This is a genomic window from Pseudomonas sp. Tn43, assembly GCF_014192635.1.
Classification (GTDB): Bacteria; Pseudomonadota; Gammaproteobacteria; order Pseudomonadales; family Pseudomonadaceae; genus Aquipseudomonas.
The window spans coordinates 207,323-226,736 of the sequence record NZ_JACHYG010000006.1 but is presented as its reverse complement, the minus strand read 5'-3'; the positions used below and the strand labels follow the sequence as shown (position 1 = coordinate 226,736).

The following is a 19,414-nucleotide window of genomic DNA, read 5'->3' as shown; positions in this document are numbered from 1 at the left end:
TTGATCTTGAACTTTCATACGCCGTCATCCCGGTAATGACGTTCATACACCGCCACCGGATGATCCTCGGTCACGGGCGCTGCCGATTCAGCCCACCATTGAGCGATCTCGGCACCGGTAGCGAGCCACACATCGTCATGCTGCTGGATACTTTGCAGCAATTCGCGCAATACGCCGATTCGCCCCGGCGTGGCAATGATCTCCGGGTGCAACCGCAACACGTAGCACAACCCGAACCGGTGAAACCCGGCGAAGTCCATTTGCAGGTTGCCCAGCGTGTGGCTGTAAGAGGCGATCCGCGATTGCGCCGGCGGCACTGCCGGGCTGAGGTTAAAGGCAAAGTAGGGTTCGTCTTCCAGTTCGTAGTGCAACGGCAGCTCGATCACTTCGGGCGCCGTCGGGTGAGCGAAGGGCAAATCATCGCCGCGCCATGAAGAGCTCCAGCGCATGCCATGTTCCCTTAACGCCTCGATGAAGCCTGGCGCACCGTTGCCGGCCGGGATACGAAAGCCTGTCGGACGCTGACCGGTCAGCGCACTCAACGCCGCACAACCCTTGGCGACCTCGGCGCTTTGCTCGGCCAGCGTCAGCTTGTCGTAGTTCTGATGGCGATACCCGGCGCAGGCAATCTCATGCCCGCCAGCCTGGATCGCTTGGATGTGCTGCGGGTTTTCCTCGGCGACGATGCCGGGAATGAACCAACTGCTGGAAACGCCCAGTTCTTCGAAAAGCCTGAGCAAACGCTCGACACCCCGTTGGGTGCCGTAGCGCCACACCGATAAGGTCTTGTCGCGCCCGGCGACTTCCGGGGCCTGGGTAAGGATGCCGTGAATGTCGTTGTAATCGACGGTCAGCACCACGGCGCAGCGGTAGCCGTTGGGCCAGACGATGGAATCAGCCACGGTGATGCTCCTTCAGCCACCAGTGAGCGACGTCGCGGCAGGTGGCGAACCAAACGTCGTCGCGTTGGCGCATGTGTTCGAAGAGTTTTTCCAACAGCAGGATGCGCCCCGGTTTGCCGGTGATCTTGGGGTGGAAGAGGGTGGTCAGGCACAACCCTTCGTCCATGGCACCGCCGAACTCGCGGCACCAATTGTCGAGGGTCAATTCGTAGCTCGCCGTGCGGTCCAGCCCCGACGGGAAGTCTGGCGCGCGGGTGTAGGCGAGGGAGGCGTAATCGTCCAGTTCCCAGCGGCCGGGGATTTCCACCAGCGGCGTATGGAAGCCCGGCACGTTGACCAGATACGGCCGATCATCACCGCGCATGCTGCTGGAATAGATCACGCCGGCTTCCACCAGCATGGCCGGTGTTTCGGCCCGCCAGTCGCCGGATGGCGTGCGGAAACCTTCGGCGCGGATGTTCAGATGCTTCCAGAACACCTCGCGGCATGTGTGCATCACGTCCTTTTGCTGATCCAGCGTCAGGGCGTAAAAGGATTCATGTTTGTAACCGTGGTAAGCCACCTCGTGCCCGCGCTCGACGATTGCCTGGCACTGTTTCGGCCAGTTCTCCACGACCCAGGCCGGGACGAAAAACGTGGTCGGAATCCGGAACTCATCCAGCAAATCGAGAATCCGCGGCAGCGCCCGATAGGGGCCGTAACCACCGAAGCCGAAATACTCGGGCTTGCGCCAGATCGAACCGTTGAGCATCGCATCGCCGGTCGGGCCATCGAGGTCGAAGGCCAGAGCGAGGCAGGCTCTGTGCTGATCGGGCCAGGTGGGTTGCGGTGAGGAGGACATCGTATGGCGCTCCAGAATTTATAGTTGAAACACCTGTAGCAGCTGCCGAGCCTGCGAGGCTGCGTTCGGCGGCGCAGCCGTCGTAAACACTGCACACGAGGTTTCCCTGAAACACCGCGTAGTCTGAATTCACGACGGCTGCGCCGCCGAACGCAGCCTCGCAGGCTCGGCAGCTGCTACGAGACGTGTTACTTGCCGGCGTTGATGGTCACGGTCTTGATCGCGCCCAGTTCCAAATCCCATTTCTTCAGGATCGCCTGGTAGCTGCCGTCATCGACCAGGCTCTGCATCGCCACTTTCACCGCTTCACTGAGCTCAGGCTTCTTCTTGCTCACACCCAGCCCGGTGAATTGCTTGGAAATTGGCAGGCCCACGGTTTTGTACATGTCCTTTTCCTGGGTCTTGAGGTACGGCAGGGTTTCGCTGCCTTGCATGGCCGCGTCGATACGGCTTTGACGCAGTTGCGCGCGGGCGTCGGCCGAGCCTTCGGTGCCGATCACGTTGATCGCAGGCTTGCCGGCGGCTTCGCAGTTGGCCTTGCTCCACTCGGCGATTTCCGCCGGGAAAGTCGTACGCCGGCTGGTGCCGACTTTTTTGCCGCACAGGTCGATGATCTCGTTGGTGTCCTTGTTTTTCTGCAAGGTGTAGAACTGCGGGCCGCTGGTGAAGTAGTCAACGAAGGTCACGCTGGCCTGACGCTCGGCGGTGTCGGTCATGCCCGACATCACCATGTCGACGCGGTCGGTGGTCAGCGCGTTGATCATTTGCTCGAAGCCGGTTTCCTGCCATTTGATCTTCACGCCCAGACGTTCGGCCAGGGCGTTGCCCAGGTCATAGTCGAGCCCTGTGAGGGTATTGGTGGCCGGGTCCTTGAAATCCATCGGCGGGTAGTTCGGCATGATTGCCACCACGACCTCGCCCTTGTCCTTGATGCTGGCCGGCAATTGGGCGGCAAAGCTGACAGTGGAAGTCATCAGGCCTGCGAGTACTGCGGGGATAACGAAGTTCTTCATGGTCGTTCTCTTATGAGTGTTGTTACGCAGCGCTTGGTTTCCCAGGCTGGCGCTTAGGTTCGAACGGCAGAAATGAAGCTTTGGGTGCGTGGGTTTTGCGGACTTATTAGTATTTCTTCGGGGCTTCCAGCCTCCACGATCTGTCCTTCGTCCATGAACACCATGCGGTTGGAAACCTCGCGAGCGAAGCCCAGTTCATGAGTGACGACGATCATGGTCATGCCGGTCTGCGCCAGATCGCGCATCACCGACAGCACCTCTCCGACCAGTTCCGGGTCGAGTGCCGAAGTGGGTTCATCGAACAGCATCAGCTTGGGTCGCATGGCCAACGCGCGGGCAATCGCCACCCGTTGTTGCTGACCACCCGACAGTTCGATCGGGTAGCTGTTGCGTTTGTCGGCCAGGCCGACGCGAGCGAGCAACTCCAAGGCTTCTTCGTGCGCTTCTTTGGGCGAACGCTTGAGCACCTGGCACGGCCCTTCGATGATGTTTTGCAGCACAGTCATGTGCGGAAACAGGTTGAAGCGCTGGAACACCATGCCGGTGGCCAGGCGTTGGCGAGCGATCTGTGTTTCGTTGAGCTCGTGCAGTTTGTTGCCGGCGATGCGGTAACCCACCAGCTCGCCGTCGACCCACAGGCCGCCCTTGTCGATTTTTTCCAGCTGATTGACGCAGCGCAGCAGCGTGCTTTTGCCGGAGCCGGACGGGCCGATGATGCACAGCACTTCACCTTGCTCGACCTCGATGTTGATGTCCTTGAGCGCGTGGAAATGGTCGTAGTACTTGTTCAGGCCCACGGCCTTGACGATGCTTCTCATGTTGAACTCCTCAAGAACGCTTGCCGGCGCCGCGAGCGAAACGACGCTCCAATCGGCTTTGACCAAAGGACAGCACGGTAACGGTGGCCAGGTACCAGATACCGGCGACGATCAGCAGCTCCATCACGCGGGCGTTGGCGTAGTAGATGTTCTGGGCGTTGTAGAGCAGTTCCGAGTACTGGATGACACTCGCCAGGGAGGTCATTTTCACCATGCTGATGAACTCGTTGCCCACCGGCGGAATGATGATCCGCATGGCCTGGGGCAGGATGATCCGGCGCAGGGCTTGCAGGCGCGGCATGCCGATCGACTTGGCGGCTTCGTACTGCCCGGTGTCCACCGAGAGCAGGCCGGCGCGCACCACTTCGGCGGTGTAGGCGCCCTGGTTGATGCTCAAGCCGAGGAGGGCGGCCACGAACGGCGTCATCAGGCTCACCGTGTCCATTTCGAACAGGCCGGGGATGCCGATGGTGGGGAAAATCAGCGCCAGGTTAAACCACAGCAGCAGTTGCAGAATCAGCGGCGTGCCGCGAAACAGCCAGGTGTAGGTCAGCGCCACATAGCGCAGGATCGGGTTGGCCGACATGCGCATGATCGCCGTGATCACCCCGAACACGATGCCCAGCGCCATCGCCAGTACCGCCATGACGATGGTGTTGAGCAGGCCCCACATAATGGCCTGTGAGGTCAGGAACTGGCCGATGTACGACCATTCGATCTTGCCTTCGGCGAAGGCCCGCACCAGGCCGACAATCGCAATCACGATCACTGTGGCGAAGAAAATCCGCCCGTAGTAACGCCGTGGCACATGTTGGTACTGGGTGATATCGAACTGGTTTTCCGCCAGTTTGCGCTCCGCCTGGAGTCGTTCTGCCTGAGTCTGGCTCATGTTGTTTCTCCGTACTCTGATATTTCAGGTCAGCACAGTCCCTGTGGGAGCGGGCTTGCCCGCGATAGCGGACTGTCAGTCAACAAAAATGTGGATGTGATGGCCTCATCGCGGGCAAGCCCGCTCCCACAGGTTTTGTGCTCTGACTTAAAGGCGAAAGCCCTGATAGTTCTCGGTCCACTGCTGCTGCGCCGCAAGGGCGGTTTTCAGTCGGCCGATCTGCTCGCGCACCTGTTGCGGTGCGGTGCCGCCCCAGCCGCTGCGGGCGGCGATGGCGGCTTCCAGGGTCAGGCTGTCGCGCACTTCAGGTTTGAGGCGCGAATCGATCTCGGCCAGCAGCGCCGGGGAGGCTTCCCACAATTCGATCTCATGTTTCTCACAGGCCTGGACCAGTGCGCCGGTGATTTCGTGAGCTTCCTTGAACGGCACGCCGCGCACTGCCAGCCAGTCGGCCACTTCGGTAGCGAGGGTGAAACCCAGTGGTGCCTGACGACGCAACTCTTCGACGTTGACCTTCATGGTTGCGACCATTCCAGCCATGGCCGGCAGCACCAGCAGCAGGGTGTCGACGCTGTCCAGCACGCCGTTCTTGTCTTCACTCAAGTCGCGGTTGTACGACAGCGGCAGGGATTTGAGGGTCGACAGCAAACCGGTCAGGTTACCGATCAGGCGGCCAGCCTTGCCCCGGGCCAGTTCGGCGATGTCCGGGTTTTTCTTCTGCGGCATGATCGAACTGCCGGTGGCATAGGCATCGTCCAGCGCGACCCAGCGAAATTGTCGCGACGACCACAGGCAGAACTCTTCGGCGAGGCGGGAAATGTTGATCCCCAGCATGCTGGCGATAAACAGGAACTCGGCTACGTGATCGCGGCTGGCCACCGCGTCAATGGAGTTTTCGCACACGCCGCTGTAGCCCATTTCCCTGGCCGACTGCTGCGGCAAACGCGCGATGGCGGAACCGGCCATGGCCGCCGCACCGAGTGGCGACAGCGAGGTGCGCACATCCCAATCCACCAGGCGCTGCACGTCACGCAACATCGATTGGGCGTGGGCCAGCAAGTGATGAGCAAAGACGATTGGCTGGGCCTGTTGCAAGTGGGTGAACCCAGGGCAGATGCTCTCGATGTGTTGCTCGGCTTGATCCACCAACGCTTGTTGCAGGGCCAGCACTTCAACGGCCAGGGTACGCACATGATCACGCAGGAACAGGCGCAGGTCGTTGGCGGTCTGGTCGTTGCGCGAACGGCCGGCGCGCAGCTTGCCGCCCAGGGCGCCGAGGCGTTCGGTCAGCAGGCGCTCGATGAACGTGTGGACGTCTTCGTCGTCCAGCGTCGGCGCGATGCTGCCGGCACGGAAGTCCTCACCGATACGCTCCAGGGCGTCGAGCATGGTCTGGGTTTCCTGCTCGCTCAGAAGCCCTGCGCGTTGCAATTCCCGGGCATGCGCCTTGGAACCGGCGAGGTCATACGGGGTGAGGCGAAAGTAGCGCTCGGGGCAACGGGACAAGGCCGCCAGGGCTTCGGACGGGCCGCTCTTGAAGCGGGCACCCCAGAGACGGTCGGTGGTTTGAGACATTGTTGTTTTCCTCGTCGGTAACGCGAACTGAAATCGGTGTGCCGTCAGATCGAAGCGATATCTCATGTAGGAGCTGCCGAAGGCTGCGATCTTTTGATCTTGGTTGACCCATAAAAGATCAAGATCAAAAGATCGCAGCCTGCGGCAACTCCTACGTTGAAGTGTCAGCTTTTAATAGTTCGAAATCAGTGAGTTGGCACTGATCTGCGGGATTTATAAACGGTTGCCAAGCTTTGTTTTCTGTGTTCATTATTATTAGCCAGCACTGTTTTTGTTGTTGGACACAGAGTGTTGAATAGGGCGCCAGAGGTAAATAAGCATTATGGAAACCCCACTTTCCAATTCCGGAAACCCGCCGCCAAAAACGGTACATCGGGCACCGCTGGCCCTCAGTGGTCTAGACTTCAAACTGCTCAAAGTGTTCAAGGCCGTGGTCGAGGCCGGTGGCTTCAGTGCGGCGCAGAATGAGCTGAATGTGGGCCTGGCGGCCATCAGCAAACAGATCTCCGACCTCGAGATTCGGATCGGTATGCGCCTGTGCACCCGAGGACGGGAAGGTTTTCACCTGACCGAAGAAGGCCGGTTGGTGTACCAGGCGTCAATCGATCTGTTTGCCTCGGTCGACAACTTTCGAGACCGGCTTAGTTCGGCGCAGAACGAACTTATTGGCGACCTTGGGGTGGGGGTTATCGATAATACGATTACCGACGATAATTCACCGTTAGTTGCGGCGCTTAGAAAGCTGAATGAAGAGTCGCCAAAAGTAAGATTTCAACTTCAGGCGTCTCAGTTAGATGAGGTGGAACGAGGCGTAGTCGAGGGGCGCTTAGTGGCCGGGATCGTGCCGGTTTATCAGAAACGAGAGGAGTTCGATTACTTCCCGCTTTATGAAGAACACTCGTATGTGTATTGCGCTGTCGGCCATCCGCTGTTCTCGGTGCCAGAGGCGGAGATGGGCAGCAACGTGCTGCAGGATCACGAGTGCATCAATCACCGCTATGCGATCCATCGAGACAAACTGAATTTTGCCCGCTACGACAGCTTTTCCGCGTCGGCGACTCAGGTCGAAGCCGTAGCGCTGTTGGTTAAAACCGGCCGTTTCGTGGGTTTTCTGCCCCAGCATTACGCCGCCAATCTGGTGGCTCAGGGGCAGTTTCGGGCGGTACGACCGGACCTGATCAATATCGTCACGCCGTTCAATCTGATTCTGCGCCACAACACCGTGCGCAGTCCGTTGGTGAAGGCGTTTGCCCAAGCGTTGGGGGTGGATCTGAAGGCGTCGGTTTGACCTCAAGCGCAAGTGTTCAAGCATGGCAAACAATAATAACCAACAGACAATACTTCTATGTAGGAACTGCCACACTTCGGCAACTTCGAAGCCGCCAAAAGATCACGGCCTTCGGCGGCGGCTACAAGCCTGCGTACACCGAGCTTTGTGTAGGAACTGCCGCAGGCTGCGATCTTTTGATCTTGATTTTCGGCAACTTTGAAGCCGCCAAAGATCGCAGCCTGCGGCAGTTCCTACAAAGGGAGGCCGCAAATGGGCGCGTCAAGCAACGACCGAGGCCGCTGGCCATTGCTGATGGGGAATCGGCAGGTTGCGCGATTCACCACGGCCCATCGGGAAGTACAGGAAGCCACTGCGGGCCAGGCGTTCGGCGTCGTACAGGTTACGCCCGTCGAAGATCACCGGCGCGTTGAGCCGTTGCTGGATCAGATCGAAGTCTGGCGCCTTGAATTGCTGCCATTCGGTGCAGATGATCAATGCATCCGCACCCGCGAGCACCGATTCCGGCGTGCCCATGAGCATCAGCTTCGATTGGTCAGGATAGAGGTGTTGGGTTTCCTGCATGGCCTGCGGGTCGAACGCCCGCACATGGGCCCCGGCCGCCCATAGCGATTCCAGCAGCGCCCGGCTCGGCGCATCGCGCATGTCGTCGGTGTTGGGCTTGAACGCTAGCCCCCACACGGCGAAGGTTCTGCCGCGCAAGTCGCCCTTGTAGAAGGCGTTGATGCGTTCGAACAGTTTGTGTTTCTGCCGCTGGTTGATGGCCTCCACCGCTTGCAACAGGTCGCTGGAGCAGTGGGCCGTTTCGGCACTGTGAATCAGCGCGCGCATGTCCTTGGGGAAACACGAGCCACCGTAACCGCATCCGGGATAAATGAAGTGATAACCGATGCGTGAATCGGCGCCGATGCCCAGCCGCACCGATTCGATGTCGGCGCCCAGGTGTTCGGCCAGTTCGGCGATCTGGTTGATGAAGCTGATCTTGGTCGCCAACATGCAGTTGGCGGCGTATTTGGTCAGCTCGGCGCTGCGCAGGTCCATGAACATGATGCGGTCATGGTTACGGTTGAACGGGGCGTAGAGGTCGCGCATCACATCACGTACGTCGTCACGTTCACAGCCGATGATGATGCGGTCCGGGCGCCGGCAGTCAGCCACGGCCGAACCTTCCTTGAGAAACTCGGGGTTGGAGACAATATCGAACTGCAGCAGTCGACCGACCTTGAGCAGGCACTTTTCGATATGCGCGCGCAACGTATCGCCCGTGCCCACCGGCACCGTGGATTTCTCCACCAGAATCACCGGTTGTTCACGGTGACGTGCCACCGCTTCACCCACTGACAGCACGTGGCGCAGATCCGCTGAACCATCGTCCCGGGACGGCGTGCCGACGGCGATGAACAACACCTGGCCATGTTGCACCGCGTATTTTTCGTCGATGGTGAACTGCAACCGTTTGGCTTCCAGGCTTTCGCGCACCAGGCTGGCCAGCCCCGGCTCGAAGATACTGACGTGGCCTTGTTGCAGCAACGCAACCTTCTTCTCGTCAATGTCCATGCACACCACGTCGTGGCCGACTTCAGCCAGGACGGCAGCTTGCACCAGGCCGACATAACCGCTACCAAATACGCTGATTTTCATGGGGCTCTCCTGATAGTGGACGCATGAGCAGGTCGAGAGTTGATGGTGATGACACCGAGGATGACCAGCGCCACCCCCAGGGTTTTCGAAAGGCTGAAGGTTTCGTTGAACAGCGGCAGGCTGGCGGCCAGCACATACACCAGCGCGTAGCTGATGCTCAGCAGTGAATACGCCCGACCCAGGGGCAAATCGCGCAGGGCGGCGAGCCAGGTGAACATCGACACGGCATAAGCGAGGATGGCCGCCAGCACGACGGCTACAGCGAACGCATCAACGCTGCCGTTGCTCAAGGCGGATACCCACTGTTCGGGATGGGGCAAACGGGTCATGCTCCAGCGCATGCCCAACTGTGCGGCGCTGCCCAACAGCACGCTGCCCAGGGCGAAGGCGAGTCCGCGACGCAGGCTCATGCGTGTTGCCCCAGCAGCACCACGCCAGCGATCACCAGCGCCACGCCCAGCCAGTGACGGCGGTCGATGGTTTCGTGAAAGACGAAGCGGGCGACCAAGGTGATCAACACAAAATTCAGGCTGAGCATGGGATAGGCGACGCCGACCTCGAGGCGCTGCAACACCAGCAGCCAGACCAGCAAGCCCAATCCGAGAGAGGCGAGCGCCAGCCACAGCCACGGCGAACGCAGTTTCTCGCCCCAGCCCGACGTCTTGCCGCGCCAACTTTCCACGGCGTACTTCTGGGCGACCTGGCCCAGGCAGGTCAGCAGGCAAGCGGCCAATACGAGCAGCAGGCTCATGACACCCCCTGAGGAAAGGCCAGCATCCCCAGGTTGCTCATAACGTTTGCCATCCTTGGCCGGTCGTTCGATTTTTCAGCACGCCATTGCCCTTGACCCGCATCACCATCGACCGAACCTCTGGCGGTTTTTTTCCCATGCACGGGTGCACCTTGTCCGCGAATCGCTGCTTTATTGAATGAGGATAGGCGAGGCCATATTTCAATTCGCCTATCGAGCTGTGTAACGCCACATCGGGGCGTTTCAGGCGCCCCGAGCCAGGGCTTGAGCGGTGCTGGCAAAATCCATGAAAACTAAGTTTTTCAAAGACTTAGCCAATAAGCCAAGAAGCCACTAATTGACTTTTCCGGCCATGACCGGCAGCGTGACGGCCCCTCGGGCTCATAGAATGAAGGGAAGGCCACGCCCGTTTTTGCCTAAGGAACATGAAACCGGTGGGTGAATTGTTTATCTGAAGCTCATGATAGCCACTGCTCAGACTTGCGCCGCTTATCCCGCTCATTAGCAAGCCCGACATCAGTGCCTGATGCAATTGCCATAGGCGATCTGTAGCAGCTGCCGAAGGCTGCGATCGGCTGCGAAGCAGTCGTCAAACCAGAACCTGCCGTGTATCAGGCAAACCGCATCAGCCGGATTCACGAGTGCTTCGCAGCCGAACGCAGCCTCGCAGGCTCGACAGCTGCTACAAAGAGGGCATCGCGGCGGCGAATTGTTTATTTGATCAAGCTGAAGTGCTTTTTTTATCTTAAGTAATTTTCATTGTTCAGTTGTTTTGTTGAACTTTATTCATTTCAAGGCCGTTTCATTGATTGACTTACCTGTTACCGAACCCAGTGTTTCCAAAGCCAACCCGTTAACCCTGTACCTGGCGCGCCTGGCGCCGTCCAGCCAGTTGACCATGCGTTATGTCATGCAGGACGCCGCCGACCGTCTGGACTTCGAAGACATGAACATCGAAGAGATTCCCTGGCACGAGCTACAACCTGAGGATGTCGTTGCCCTGGTCGCGACCTTGCGCGAAGACGGCTACGCGCCCAATACCTCCTCGCTTTATGTCAATGCGGTGCGCGGGGTGATGAACGAAGCGTGGCGCATGAGCCTGATCAGTCAGGAGCACTTGCTGAAGATGCGCTCGGTCAAAGGCATTGCCGGCACACGACTGTCCCAGGGGCGCAACCTCAAGCGCACCTTGATTCGCGACTTGATGGAGGTGTGCGCCGCCGATCCTCGGCCACAAGGGCTGCGGGACGCGGCCATCATCGGGATTCTGTACGGGTCGGGGATGCGCAAATCGGAATCGGTGAATCTGGACCTGGCCCAGGTGGATTTCACCGAGCGCAGCCTGTGCGTCACCGCCAAGGGCAACAAACAGTTGATCAAGTACGCGCCAGCGTGGGCCTTCGCCAAACTGGACGCCTGGCTGGAACTGCGACGTTCGCAGTTAAAGGAGGGGGAAACGGACGACCCGTTCCTGTTCAACCGCATTCGCCGTGGCAGCCACATTACCCGTGAGCGCATCACCAAGCATGCGATCTACTACATTGCCCGGCAACGCGGTGCACAGGTCGGGGTGAAAATCATGCCGCACGATTTTAGGCGGTCGTTCATCACCCGAGTGATCGAAGAGCATGACCTGTCGATCGCGCAGAAACTGGCTCACCACAGCAACATCCAGACCACCGCCCATTATGATGTGCGCGACGACAATGAACGCCGTCGGGCAGTGGACCGTTTCGATTTGTGACCACACAGAACCTGTGGGAGCGTGGCTTGCCCGCGAAGAACGATGACGCGCAGTACCTGAAAAACTGCGGTGCCTTCTTCGCGGGCAAGCCACGCTCCCACAGGATTTTCGTCGCTCAAATTTCTTAACTTACCGGCATTACGCCGAAGGGCAGCCTTTTTGCGAGCCGATCGCCTGACTGATCAGCGCAGCTAACCGTTTCACATTGTTCTGATGGGCGAGCACCAGCTCATCGATGCTCGGGCCTGTGGGGGTCTGCAATGTGCTGCGACAGGTGATCACCGCCGCATCGCCGGGGCCGAGGCTGCGCAGGCGCCATCTGACGTCGATCAAGGCGTATTGACCGGGGATCGAATCAAAGCGCTGCACGTCCAGTCGCAACGACACTCTGCGTTGCAGATTGCTGGTGACCAGTTGATCGACCAAGGCGCTGCGCAATTCATCCACCAGCGTCGCCGCCCACCATTCGGTTTCGAGGATTGCCACGCCACTGTTGCCCTGGCGAATGACAATCTGCGGGCGGTCGACCTGGGGCGGCACGGTGATGCTTTCGATCTGAATCTCCGCGCCGCCGCTTGCGCCGCTCAGTTGGGTCGGGGTCAGGGTATGGAACTGAATCGGATCGCTGCGGCAAGCGGTGAGCAGTAACAGCGCAGTGACCAGCGAGATCTTCAGCGGGAAAGCCATGGGTATTGCTCCTGTGGTCAGTTGCGCGGTGGCGCCTTCATATCCATCGGTGCGGCATTGTCAGGACGACCGCGAATCAGCGATTCCGGATGCCGGCCCAGGTAATCCGAAAGTTCACGCAAGGAGCGTGACATGCGCCCGAGTTCGTCCAGGGTCTGGGTCAACTGCTCCCGTTGCGGCGAATCATCAGCCAAGGTCGAGCTGGCCGATTGCAAGGCCTTGCTGACGTCCCCCAAGGTGGTCTGCACGCCGGGCAGGGTCCTGGCGTTGAACTGTACGAGGCCCTTGCGCAGTTCGACGAGGTTGCTGTCCAGATTGCCGGCAATTCGATCGATCGGCAGCTGGTTGATCTTGTTGACCATGTTTTCCAGTTTTTCCTGCAACTGCTCGAGGCTGCCAGGGATGGTGGGGATGGTCACGGGGCGGGCGGTTGGATCGAACACGACTTTCTCTGCGTCGGGGTAGAAGTCGAGCGCGATGTAGAGCTGACCGGTCAACAGATTGCCGCTACGGGCCTGGGCCCGCAGGCCGTTTTCGATGAAGCTGCCCATCAGCCGTACGCCAGCGGCTTCGTCATTCGGGTCATGCTTCAAAGCCTCGAGCATCTTTAAATGAGCCTGACCGAGGCGTTGCGGATAGATCACAATGCCGACATTGACCGGGAAGCTGCGCTTTTTCGCGTCGAAATCCAGATTGACCGAGACGACTCTGCCAAATTCGATGCCGAGGAACTCCACCGGCGCGTCGACCTTCAGCCCGCGCATTGCCTGATCGAAGCGCAAACTCAGGTACTGTCCCTTGCCAAAAGGTGGCGCGAGGGCGGTTTGCTGGTCTTCGAACAGCTCAAAGGCTTTATTCTCGCTGGCTGGCTGATCATCGGGGCTGTATTCCGGCGCACGAAACGCGATACCGCCCACCAACAACGAAGACAACGACTCGGTACTCACCGCAAAACCGTTGGCACCCACGTTCACATCAATACCACTGGCGTTCCAGAACCGGGTGTTCTGCGTGACGAAGACGTCATGGGGCGAATGCACGAAAATTTCGATGTTCACCCCTTTGCCGTCGGCATCCAGCGCATACGCCACCACTTGCCCGACTGGAATCTTGCGGTAATAGACGGGGGAGCCGATGTCCAGCGAGCCCAGGTCCGGGGTGCGCAACATGAAACGCTTGCCTGGCTCGCCATAGGTAATGGGCGGCGGGTTTTCCAGACCAATGAAGTGTTTGGAACGGGCATTGGCCACGCCGATGTCGGCACCAATGTAATCGCCTGACAGCAGGGTATCGATGCCCGATACGCCGCCGGCACCAATGCGCGGGCGCACGACCCAGAATTGCGAATCTTCGCGGGTGAAGTTTTCAGCCTGTTTGTCGAGCTTGATCGTGGCGTTAACGCTTTTCTGATCGTTGCTCAGCTTCACTTCCGAAACATGGCCGATGACCACGTTGCGGTATTTGACCTCGGTCTTGTTGGCCGTAAGACCGCTACCGGTCTTGAACGTGACGGTGATGGTCGGGCCTTCCTGCATCACGCTGTGTATCACCAGGGAGATCCCCACCAGCACCGCAACGAGCGGCACAATCCATACCAGCGAAACGCTGAAGCGACGGGTCTTGATACTGGCCTGGCCAGGGTCTTGCGGCCCATCAGTGGCTTGCGACTTCATCCATGACCTCCTCGTTTGGTGGGTTATTGCGCTCGTTAGCCGGCACTTCATCCCGCTCGTTATCCCGCTTTTCATCCCAAATCAGCCGCGGGTCGAAACTCATGGCTGACAGCATGGTGAATACCACCACCAGACCAAAGAACAAAATCCCCATGCGCGGCTGAATATCGCCCAGCGCCTGGAATTTCACCAGCGCGGCGACGAGCGCGACAACGATGACATCGAGCATCGACCAGTAGCCGATCAGCTCGACGAAACGGTAAAGCTTCGAACGCTCCTTGCGCGCCCAGTGGCTGCCGCGCTGCACGGTGATCAGCAGCAGGGAAAGGGCAACGAACTTGATGCCCGGTACCGCGATGCTGGCGATGAAAATAATCAGGGCAATGTCCCACGCACCGTGTGCCCAGAACTCCAGCACACCGCTCATGATGGTGCTATCGGAGCCACTGCCGAACAGACTGGTGTTCATGACCGGAAGCAGATTGGCGGGAATATAAAACACCAGCGAGGTCAGCAAGTAAGCCCATGTGCGGGTCAATGAGTTGGTTTTGCGAGCATGCAGCGGCGCGCCGCAGCGCGGGCATTCGTGAGGGTTATCCTTTATGTCGCAGGCCAGGCCGCAGCTATGGCACAGGCACAAGTTAAGTTCGCTGGCGAGCGGTGGCCTGTTCATAAGGTGTCCCACAATTCACGGACATCGCGCCCGGCGATGCGGATCAGCAGCAGGCTGAGGACCGCCAGGGCAAACAGGCCAAGGCCGGGTATGACATCGAGCATGCCTGCCAGTTTGAACACCGCCACCATTGCCCCCAGCAGACAAACCTCGAGCATGCTCCAGGGCCTGAGGGTTTCCAGCCAGCGCATGCACAGCTTGAAGCCTGGCGAGCGCCGATGCGCGAGGGCGAAGCTCAGGACCCAGATCAGCAACGCCAGTTGAAAAAGCGGCGCGATGATGATCGATATCGCCGCCACCAGCGCAATAAAGGTGATCGGTCCCTGGCTCAATGCCAATACCGAATCCCACAGCGTCGCACTGTTTTTCAGGCCCTTGAGGCTGATGCTCATGACGGGATAGAAGTTGGCGAAAATCCACAGCACCATTGCCGTGAAGGCCAAGGCCAGACGCTGCTCCACCGACAGTCCGTTATAACGCTGCAGCACGCCGCCGCAGCAGGTACACAGGGCTTTCTGATGTTTGGCAAGCGTGACTTTTTCATACACGCAGTCGCAGTGCTCGCAGATGATCAGTTGGTCAGTCGTAGCCATAGGCCGCACTCGCCATAAGACAGGGAAGTCAGAGCACACCCTCAATATAGAAGTGACTTGCGATTGAGCAAATAAAAGCCTGATCAAGGATGCACTGGCACCATCAAGATCCGATAGCCATTTGTGGCGAGGGGCTTGCCCACGTTGGGTCGCGAAGCGGCCCCACAATTTGCCATCTAATTCCGTCAGGCATACCGCATAAAGAATATTGACGACTGCTGCGCAGCCGAACGGGGGCAAGCCCCCTCGCCACAGGTTTGTGTAAGGTTCTTGTCCCGAACTTCAGCCAAGCAATTCGCGCAGGCGATACCAGAACATACCAAGGGCCAACAGCGGTGAACGCAGGGCTTTGCCACCGGGGAAGGTCATGTGCGGGACGGCGCTGAACACATCGAGGCCCTTGCTGTGTCCGGCATGAATCGCTTCAGCCAGCAAGCGTGCGCACCAGTGGGTCACGTTCAGGCCATGACCGGAATAACCCTGGGCATAAAACACGTTCGGGTACTGGCTCAACCGTCCTGCCTGCGGGAAGCGGTTGGCGGTGATGCCGATCATGCCGCCCCATTGATAGTCGATGCGCACATCCGCCAAATGCGGAAAAACCTCGAGCATTTTTGGCCGCATGTATGCGCCGATGTCTTTCGGATCGCGCCCGGAGTAATGGCAGGCACCGCCAAACAGCAAGCGTCGATCTGCCGAGAGCCGATAGTAATCGAGGCCGACTTTCTGGTCGCACAGCGCCAGGTTCTGCGGGATCAATTGCGCGGCAAGCTCAGGTGCCAAAGGCTCGGTGGCGATGATGTAACTGCCTGCCGGTAGCACCTTGCCGCTCAGGCGTGGTTCGAGTTCTTCCAGGTGCGCATTACAACCGAGCACCAGACTGCCGGCGCGAACCGTGCCGCCAGCGCAACGAACCTGCACGGTGCTGCCATGAATCAATTCCAGCACCGGGCTTTGTTCGAATATTCGCACCCCAAGAGACTCGGCAACGTGCGCTTCGCCGAGCACCAGATTCAGCGGATGCAAATGACCCGAACCCATGTCGATCAGGCCGCCGGCATAAACATCGGAGCCCACCACTTGCTGGCGGATCTGCTCGGGGCCGACAAGTCGGGTTTCATGGCGGTAACCCAGTTCGGCAAGTTTTTGCAGTTCCGCATTGAACGCCTCGAACTGCGCCGGGGTGTTAGCCAGTTCACAGAAGCCCCAGCGCAGGTCGCAATCGATCCCATGCTCACGGATGCGATTGCCCACCAGTTCCACCGATTCGATGCCTGCGCGCTCTAGATAGCGCACACCTTCCTGACCCACATAACGGGCGAAACCTTCGACGTCGTGACCGATACCGCGGATCAACTGGCCGCCGTTACGCCCGCTGGCGCCCCAGCCGATTCGCCGGCCTTCCAGCAGAATCACCGAGAGTCCGCGCTGCGCCAGTTCGATCGCGGTATTGACCCCGGTGAAGCCACCGCCCACCACGCAGACATCGGCTTCAAGATCCGAGCCCAGCGCTGGGTAAGGTGTCATGCCCTTGGCCGAGGCAGCGTAATAGGAATGAGCGTGTTGATGATCGTACTGATTCATTGGCTGGACTTCACTTTGCTCCAGGAGCGGGTCATCAGGCGCATGATTGGCTGGGGCGGGGTGGTGGAGATGTAGAGTTTGTCGAGCACTTCCTGAGGAGGATAGACCTCTGGATTACTGACCAGCTCCGGGTCCATGTATTGCTTGGCCGCCGGGTTTGGATTGGCGTAACCGACCGAAGCGCTCACTTTGGCGATTACCTGCGGATCCAGCAGGTTGTTGACGAATGCGTGAGCCTCTTTCGGGTTGCTGGCGTCAGCAGGAATCGCCAGCAGGTCGAACCAAAGGTTACTGCCTTCCTTGGGAATCGAGTAGGCGATATTCACGCCATTCTTCGCTTCCTTGGCACGGTTCGCCGCCTGGAACACATCGCCCGAGTAGCCGAACGCGACGCAAATATCGCCATTGGCCAAGTCCGACACGTATTTGGACGAATGGAAATAGGTGATGTAAGGCCGGATGGTCAGCAGTTTGGCTTCGGCCTTTTTAAAGTCCTCGGGATTTTCGCTGCGTGGGTCCATGCCCATGTAATTCAAGACCGCCGGGAACACTTCGTCGGCCGAATCCATCATCGATACGCCGCACTGACTGAGCTTCTTCAGGTTCTGCGGCTCGAAAAACACTGCCCAGGAATCGATGCGATCGATGCCCAGCACTTGCTTGACCTTGTCGACGTTGTAGCCAATGCCGTTGGTGCCCCACAGATACGGCACCGAATGTTCATTGCCCGGATCGTTTTTTTCCAGCAAGGCCAGCAGTTTCGGGTCGAGGTTTTTCCAGTTGGGCAACTGCGAGCGATCCAGTTTGAGGAACGCGCCGGCCTTCACCTGGCGCGCCAGGAAGTGGTTGGAGGGCACCACCACGTCATAACCCGTGCGGCCGGCGAGCAGTTTGCCTTCCAGGGTTTCGTTGGAATCGAATACGTCGTAGATCACTTTGGTCCCGGTTTTGGCCTGGAAGTCGGCGAGGGTGGTCTCGCCGATGTAATCGGTCCAGTTGTAGACGCTCACACTTGATTGAGCGTGTGCAGTTACGCTGAAGAGCAAGGCCAGCGAGGCCGGAACCACCGTTTTCAATAGACGCATATCGACACTTCTTTTAATTATTGGATTTGTTCAGGCGTTTCCTGATCGTTCCCACGCTCTGCGTGGGAATGCCTCGACGGACGCTCCGCGTCCGCTTCTAGGACGCAGAGCGTCCCGGGCTGCGTGCCCACGCGGAGCATGGAAACGATCAGGATCAGACGCTGAGCAGCAGGAACTCGCGCTCCCAGGAGCTGATCACGCGTTTGAAGTTTTCGTGTTCGGCCCGTTTGACCGCGACGTAACCGCGCACGAATTTGCTGCCCAGATAGCGCTCGACGGTTTCGCACTCTTCCATGCGCGTCAGTGCGTCCTCGATGGTGATCGGCAGGCGCAGATTGCGTCGCTCATAGGCGCGGCCCTGCACCGCGGCGCTCGGTTCGACTTTTTCGACCATGCCCAGATAACCGCACAAAAGGCTCGCGGCAATCGCCAGATAAGGGTTGGCGTCGGCACCCGGCAAGCGGTTTTCCACGCGCATGGCGTCGGGGCTGGAGGTCGGTACGCGCAAGCCGACGGTGCGATTTTCTTCGCCCCATTCAACGTTGACCGGCGCCGAGGTGTCGGGCAGGAAGCGGCGGAAGGAATTGACGTTGGGCGCAAACATCGGCAGCACTTGGGGAATGTATTTTTGCAAGCCGCCGATGTGGTGCAGGAACAGCTCGCTCATCTGCCCGTCGGCATCGGCGAAAATCGGCCGGCCAGTGGCAATGTCCACCACGCTCTGGTGCAGGTGCATGGCACTGCCGGGTTCGTCGCCGATCGGTTTGGCCATGAAGGTCGCGGTAACGTTGTGCTTGAGTGCCGCCTCGCGCAGGGTGCGTTTGAACACGGTGATCTGGTCCGCCAGATCCAGCGCGTCGCCGTGACGGAAATTGATTTCCATCTGTGCCGGGCCGTCTTCATGGATCAGCGTGTCGAGGTCCAGGCCCTGGAGTTCACACCAGTCGTAAACGTCTTCAAACAGTGGATCGAACTCGTTGGCGGCGTCGATGGAGAATGACTGACGACCGCTTTCCGCACGGCCGGAGCGTCCCAGTGGCGCCTTGAGCGGCAAGTCCGGGTCTTCGCAGCGTTGGGTCAGGTAAAACTCCATTTCTGGCGCGACAATCGGCTTCCAGCCTTTGTCGGTGTAGAGCTGCAGCACTTTCTTCAGCACGTTGCGCGGCGACAGTTCGATGGGGTTGCCGAACTTGTCGAACGTGTCATGGATCACGATGGCGGTTGGTTCGATGGCCCATGGAATGACGTAAACCGCGTCGGCGACGGGCTTGCAAACCATGTCGATGTCGGCCGGGTCGAGCAGGTCGTAGTAGATGTCGTCGTCGACAAAATCCCCGGTTACCGTTTGCAGCAGCACACTTTCCGGCAGGCGCATGCCTCGCTCATGCAGGAACTTGTTGGTAGGTGCAATCTTGCCGCGAGCAATGCCGGTCAAGTCGCTGACCACACACTCGACCTCGGTAATCTTGTGATCTTTCAGCCACGTGAACAGCTGATCGAAAGGGGCATTCATAAAAACCTCATTGTTGGTCTGATTGACGCCGGGGAGGGCGGCTTCATCCACCGGACACTTCCCCTGTGGCGCGTTGACGACTATCTTGGGTGAGCCTTGCCGTTCCATCTATCCACTTTAAATCGCACACAACGCACCAAAAGA

18 protein-coding genes are annotated in these 19,414 nt (G+C 59.1%); 2 read left to right on the top strand and 16 right to left on the bottom strand.

Going from position 1 to position 19,414, the window contains the following annotated elements; genetic code table 11:
• Window positions 1-14: 14 nt before the first annotated feature.
• The 6 genes from FHW68_RS17570 to argH all read right to left on the bottom strand — a co-directional run bounded on the left by FHW68_RS17570 (window position 15) and on the right by argH (window position 6,038).
• Entirely contained in the window at window positions 15-902 is an 888-nt protein-coding gene (locus FHW68_RS17570) for a polysaccharide deacetylase (protein WP_183681797.1), read from the bottom strand.
• Window positions 895-1,743: a polysaccharide deacetylase gene (locus FHW68_RS17565; protein ID WP_095633996.1), complete on the bottom strand. Its 849-nt coding sequence runs from the start codon at window positions 1,741-1,743 to the stop codon at window positions 895-897. Before FHW68_RS17565 ends, FHW68_RS17570 begins: the two co-directional genes overlap by 8 nt.
• 188 nt (window positions 1,744-1,931) lie before the next feature.
• Complete coding sequence (locus FHW68_RS17560) at window positions 1,932-2,756, bottom strand: ABC transporter substrate-binding protein (RefSeq protein WP_183681794.1); 825 nt, start codon at window positions 2,754-2,756, stop codon at window positions 1,932-1,934.
• Between the two features lie 53 nt (window positions 2,757-2,809).
• Window positions 2,810-3,574 (bottom strand): amino acid ABC transporter ATP-binding protein, encoded by a 765-nt coding sequence (locus tag FHW68_RS17555; protein ID WP_095633994.1) that lies wholly within the window; start codon window positions 3,572-3,574, stop codon window positions 2,810-2,812.
• A 10-nt stretch (window positions 3,575-3,584) separates the two neighbouring features.
• On the bottom strand, window positions 3,585-4,463 hold the full coding sequence (locus FHW68_RS17550; protein ID WP_183681791.1) for an amino acid ABC transporter permease: 879 nt from the start codon (window positions 4,461-4,463) through the stop codon (window positions 3,585-3,587).
• A 147-nt stretch (window positions 4,464-4,610) separates the two neighbouring features.
• The gene (gene argH / locus FHW68_RS17545) at window positions 4,611-6,038 is read right to left on the bottom strand and encodes an argininosuccinate lyase (protein ID WP_183681788.1); all 1,428 of its coding nucleotides are present in this window, start codon (window positions 6,036-6,038) and stop codon (window positions 4,611-4,613) included.
• 322 nt (window positions 6,039-6,360) lie between these two features.
• On the opposite strand from argH, the gene FHW68_RS17540 reads away from it, so the two are divergent.
• Entirely contained in the window at window positions 6,361-7,326 is a 966-nt protein-coding gene (locus tag FHW68_RS17540; RefSeq protein ID WP_183681785.1) for a LysR family transcriptional regulator, read from the top strand.
• A gap of 261 nt (window positions 7,327-7,587) precedes the next feature.
• Here the strand turns inward: FHW68_RS17540 and FHW68_RS17535 are convergent, their stop codons facing one another.
• Genes FHW68_RS17535 through arnE form a run of 3 tightly spaced genes read right to left on the bottom strand, consistent with a single transcriptional unit; the run spans window position 7,588 to window position 9,718 of the window.
• On the bottom strand, window positions 7,588-8,967 hold the full coding sequence (locus FHW68_RS17535) for a UDP-glucose/GDP-mannose dehydrogenase family protein (protein WP_183681781.1): 1,380 nt from the start codon (window positions 8,965-8,967) through the stop codon (window positions 7,588-7,590).
• Window positions 8,964-9,377, bottom strand: coding sequence for a 4-amino-4-deoxy-L-arabinose-phosphoundecaprenol flippase subunit ArnF (gene arnF, locus FHW68_RS17530; protein WP_095633990.1), 414 nt, complete (start codon window positions 9,375-9,377; stop codon window positions 8,964-8,966). Before arnF ends, FHW68_RS17535 begins: the two co-directional genes overlap by 4 nt.
• On the bottom strand, window positions 9,374-9,718 hold the full coding sequence (gene arnE, locus FHW68_RS17525; RefSeq protein WP_183681777.1) for a 4-amino-4-deoxy-L-arabinose-phosphoundecaprenol flippase subunit ArnE: 345 nt from the start codon (window positions 9,716-9,718) through the stop codon (window positions 9,374-9,376). Before arnE ends, arnF begins: the two co-directional genes overlap by 4 nt.
• 805 nt (window positions 9,719-10,523) lie before the next feature.
• Here arnE and xerC point away from each other — a divergent pair.
• The gene (gene xerC / locus FHW68_RS17520; protein ID WP_095634014.1) at window positions 10,524-11,462 is read left to right on the top strand and encodes a tyrosine recombinase XerC; all 939 of its coding nucleotides are present in this window, start codon (window positions 10,524-10,526) and stop codon (window positions 11,460-11,462) included.
• Window positions 11,463-11,600: 138 nt separating this feature from the next.
• Here xerC and FHW68_RS17515 read toward each other — a convergent pair whose 3' ends face one another.
• The 7 genes from FHW68_RS17515 to FHW68_RS17485 form a co-directional block, all read right to left on the bottom strand.
• Window positions 11,601-12,149: a membrane integrity-associated transporter subunit PqiC gene (locus FHW68_RS17515; protein WP_095633988.1), complete on the bottom strand. Its 549-nt coding sequence runs from the start codon at window positions 12,147-12,149 to the stop codon at window positions 11,601-11,603.
• Window positions 12,150-12,166: 17 nt separating this feature from the next.
• A complete protein-coding gene (locus FHW68_RS17510) occupies window positions 12,167-13,822 on the bottom strand; it encodes an intermembrane transport protein PqiB (protein ID WP_183681773.1) in 1,656 nt (551 codons plus the stop codon).
• The gene (locus FHW68_RS17505) at window positions 13,803-14,495 is read right to left on the bottom strand and encodes a paraquat-inducible protein A (RefSeq protein WP_183681770.1); all 693 of its coding nucleotides are present in this window, start codon (window positions 14,493-14,495) and stop codon (window positions 13,803-13,805) included. The genes FHW68_RS17510 and FHW68_RS17505 overlap by 20 nt, the downstream gene beginning before the upstream one ends.
• Window positions 14,492-15,088, bottom strand: coding sequence for a paraquat-inducible protein A (locus FHW68_RS17500; protein ID WP_095633985.1), 597 nt, complete (start codon window positions 15,086-15,088; stop codon window positions 14,492-14,494). The genes FHW68_RS17505 and FHW68_RS17500 overlap by 4 nt, the downstream gene beginning before the upstream one ends.
• Before the next feature lie 282 nt (window positions 15,089-15,370).
• Complete coding sequence (locus tag FHW68_RS17495; protein WP_095633984.1) at window positions 15,371-16,672, bottom strand: FAD-binding oxidoreductase; 1,302 nt, start codon at window positions 16,670-16,672, stop codon at window positions 15,371-15,373.
• Window positions 16,669-17,757, bottom strand: coding sequence for a polyamine ABC transporter substrate-binding protein (locus FHW68_RS17490; RefSeq protein ID WP_095633983.1), 1,089 nt, complete (start codon window positions 17,755-17,757; stop codon window positions 16,669-16,671). The genes FHW68_RS17495 and FHW68_RS17490 overlap by 4 nt, the downstream gene beginning before the upstream one ends.
• A 154-nt stretch (window positions 17,758-17,911) precedes the next feature.
• Complete coding sequence (locus FHW68_RS17485) at window positions 17,912-19,270, bottom strand: glutamine synthetase family protein (protein WP_095634013.1); 1,359 nt, start codon at window positions 19,268-19,270, stop codon at window positions 17,912-17,914.
• Window positions 19,271-19,414 lie beyond the last annotated feature (144 nt).